Below are 3,352 nucleotides of genomic sequence, written 5' to 3' on the forward strand. Positions count from 1 at the left end.
TCTAGCTTCGTCGGCAGCGTCAGATGTGTATAAGAGACAGGACTTATCATACTAATCTATAACAATTTTGTCTTCTCCCCTTACCTGTTTCCTTTAACACATATGATTTTAAAACAAGGGCAGTTAATGAATCCGTTAATGTTTTATATGATAAATTAGACAATGCCAATAGATCGTTTGTATATAACATTCTATGCTTCTCTAATAATAATAGTACTAATCGTTCTGACGGTTTTAATGTCTCATCACTTTCTAGTATAAAGTCTATATTTTTCATTTCTCTAATTATTGCTCCTTATATAAAAAAATACTTTAAATGATTATTTAATATAAAAATAATACATAACAAAATTTGAAGTATACTAAAATAACATCATTTTAAAACACTATTATACTATAACATAGAAAAAGCATTTCCCAAAATAGGAAATGCTTTTCTTAATTCACTTTCTTATATTGCTTATATGATTGTTCCAAACCTATATTATATTTCGTGTTTTTATCCGTCCAGTCTTCTCCTAAATTACCTGGCCATCCTGATGTATTAGCGACATATTTTAATAACTCCCAATCTTTTAATCCTTTTTTCACACCGCGCTCATATGATTTGACCATATTAGTGATTGCTATTTTTGCATTGATTTGTGAATCCATTAAACTTTCTTCAGATAAAGAGGCTAGTGCTAATCCGCCCCGATGCATTTGTGTATGTTTCACTTCCTACTCACACTATAAAGCCTTTATGTGACATTCATTTGACGAAATGATATGAATGATGCATAAGTTAATAATAAATTAAGTTTTTCTAAAATCACTTAAACAAATAAAAACGGTTAGCCACCCATGTTCTAAACATGAGTGGCTAACCGTTTTCGAGTGTCTTTTTAATAAACACGTTCTACCTTATATATTTCTTGCAATATGTGGTTTGCTGTAATGACTCGTTCCGCCGCCACCTACTACTACTTTACCGCCTTTTCCAAAGATTAATAATTTACTTGAACCATCTGCAAGAAGTACTATTACTTCCGCATGATCACTTGTAGCTACATAGATTACATAACCGCTTTTTGAAATACACGTTTCCCAATTCTCATCAAATTCTGATCTAACTACCCGATTAGAATACACTTGATTTTCAATTCTTCCTTGTTCTTCGTTTTCCAAATTTATTCTCCCCTCTTCCTTGAATAGTTGTATATATTAAAATAGCAGTCCTGTTTAAAATAGTGACCGATTTTAACATAAATAGTATATGTAGGTAGTAGGAGAATGCTTGGACAATGAAAACGTATCAGCATTTAAAAATTTTACAATCGAAACTTCTCTTTAATCATTTCCGCTACTTCTTTTGCACTCAAGTAAGTATTATTAATTTTTATATACTCTTCTTTTTCAATTTCACCATGAAAAGAGTTTAATCTATGCTTTTTCATCGTTTCTTTTAAATTATTTTCAGACCATTCAATATCTCTTTTTTTCGGTTTATGTTCTAATCTATGCGGACTTTTATTCCGTTCTAATCTTTCATCTAATTCCGCTTCCAGCTCTACAAAATATACCGTCCCACCTTTTGATTCAAAAATACTTACTACATGATGTATATAATCCCAATCGGATTGGAGGTCAAATGCCCATACATAAGTAAAAATCATTCCAGATAAATCACTTTTAGATACTTCTTCAAATATTTCATTACGAAATAAACTTACTAGTCTTTTTGCTTCTTTCGTACTGTAATCAAAAATTGGACTTACTAAATCAATTGTCATATGGTTATGAAAAAGTTTTAAACCGGTTAATGTTGCTAATTCTTGCCCCACTGTCATTTTCCCAACTGCTTGTGGGCCAAATATTAATATGAATTTCATTTATTTCCCTCCTATCTTTCTCTATAAACAATTACACAAAATAGAAAATAAGGCAGTCGATTTCGTATCGATTGCCTTATTTTTATTAATAGTTTCTGTACTATTTTTTTCGTACAGCTTCAAACGTAATCATTTGATTTGCATTTGACGGCTCTTTTTCATATACATAGTCAGCAGAGCAAGTAATGTTAGAAAAACCAATACTTTCTAAAAGGAGTTTAAACTCTTCTATACCATACCACCGCATTGCAAAACGTTGTAGTTCTGTTTGTACTAACTGTCCTTTACTCCACTTTTCATATTTTAAATATGATACAGCAATTTGGTTCAGCCAATCCATTTCAATTGATTTCTTTTCTAACGTAATTCCGTCTCCGTTTGGCAGAGAAAAAGTCGATGTGTGAATTTCACCTACCTTCCAGTCATACGGAAGTATAAGATCTACAATTAAGCGCCCACCTGTATTAAGATGTTCATACAAACATTTCAAAGCATTTATAGAATCCTCACGATTTTCAATTAAGCAAAAGGATCCAGTAGGAATGATAATCGCCTCATACTTATGTGGTAGTGAAAATTGTTGTAAGCTTCCTTCATATAAATTAGGATGTAAGCCTCTCTCTTTACACCGCTTACGGCAAGAATCTAGCATTTCAGGTGAATAATCTATCCCATCAATGTTAAAACCAGCTTCAAGAAATGGAATAATGACACGTCCTGATCCTACAGCTGCTTCAAGAATTCTTCCTTTACAATTTTTCAAACGTTCTTTGTAATACTCAATATCACCATGTAAAGAATAACCGACAGGCTTTGTGTAATCATAAAGTTCTGTGCAAAGTGTACTATAAAAACTAAACATTTATTTTCTCCTCCGTTTTATACGTACGGAAGATTTCAATTCAATTAATCTTCCTGTACCTTTAATTTTAATGAAAATTCGAAAGAGCTGACTGTCATACTATATCACTCGCTTTCCATAGAATATAATCACATTGTATAATATTTCCTTCAAAATGAATATATAGAAATCGAAAATTCAGACTTATTTCAAAAGGATGATATGATGAATTCATTAATTAGATTTCTTTTTCTTCTTATCACTTTTAATGCTCTAATTTTCTTTAGTGCAAAGAAGTATAGGCGAATATGGAAAATTGCCAGTGGCATTTTCATCCTTTCTTCCCCCATCATTTTCTTCGCGACTATGCATGTAATTGGTGAAAAAGTTGGAGATGGTTTCGCTGGAGGTGTTGCTGGGCTTACCTTTAGTGGAATTTTAATCCTAAATGCAATTGTTTTATTTGTTGTAAGTATTTTTAATAGAAATTCATAATTGCCTCCTCGTATTGATAAACAATTACACCCCAAAATTTAAAGAGCTTACTATATAGTAAGCTCTTCCAGGCTGTGGAGAAAGTCTTCTCCACAGCCTGTTTATGTGTCTGAACCTCTCTTTATGTGTCAACACTGATAAAAAA

General features: G+C 31.8%; 5 protein-coding genes and 1 pseudogene. 1 reads left to right on the plus strand and 5 read right to left on the minus strand.

The window, feature by feature from the left end:
• Positions 1 to 46 precede the first annotated feature (46 nt).
• The 5 genes and pseudogenes from JDS92_RS29780 to JDS92_RS29800 all read right to left on the minus strand — a co-directional run bounded on the left by JDS92_RS29780 (position 47) and on the right by JDS92_RS29800 (position 2,733).
• Positions 47 to 277 carry a hypothetical protein gene (locus JDS92_RS29780; protein ID WP_000789036.1) on the minus strand — a complete coding sequence of 77 codons (231 nt, stop codon included), beginning with the start codon at positions 275 to 277 and terminating at the stop codon, positions 47 to 49.
• Positions 278 to 438: 161 nt separating this feature from the next.
• Positions 439 to 705: pseudogene (locus JDS92_RS29785) on the minus strand (invasion protein); the annotation flags it as partial.
• A gap of 198 nt (positions 706 to 903) precedes the next feature.
• Positions 904 to 1,167 carry a hypothetical protein gene (locus JDS92_RS29790; protein ID WP_000426647.1) on the minus strand — a complete coding sequence of 88 codons (264 nt, stop codon included), beginning with the start codon at positions 1,165 to 1,167 and terminating at the stop codon, positions 904 to 906.
• Positions 1,168 to 1,310: 143 nt separating this feature from the next.
• The gene (locus JDS92_RS29795) at positions 1,311 to 1,871 is read right to left on the minus strand and encodes an AAA family ATPase (RefSeq protein ID WP_087969912.1); all 561 of its coding nucleotides are present in this window, start codon (positions 1,869 to 1,871) and stop codon (positions 1,311 to 1,313) included.
• Positions 1,872 to 1,971: 100 nt separating this feature from the next.
• The gene (locus tag JDS92_RS29800) at positions 1,972 to 2,733 is read right to left on the minus strand and encodes a class I SAM-dependent methyltransferase (protein ID WP_087969913.1); all 762 of its coding nucleotides are present in this window, start codon (positions 2,731 to 2,733) and stop codon (positions 1,972 to 1,974) included.
• Positions 2,734 to 2,937: 204 nt separating this feature from the next.
• Here JDS92_RS29800 and JDS92_RS29805 point away from each other — a divergent pair, with 204 nt between their 5' ends.
• Complete coding sequence (locus JDS92_RS29805) at positions 2,938 to 3,207, plus strand: hypothetical protein (RefSeq protein WP_173781304.1); 270 nt, start codon at positions 2,938 to 2,940, stop codon at positions 3,205 to 3,207.
• Positions 3,208 to 3,352: the final 145 nt, after the last annotated feature.

This window comes from Bacillus cereus group sp. N12, from assembly GCF_016483575.1.
GTDB classification, from domain to species: Bacteria; Bacillota; Bacilli; order Bacillales; family Bacillaceae_G; genus Bacillus_A; species Bacillus_A toyonensis.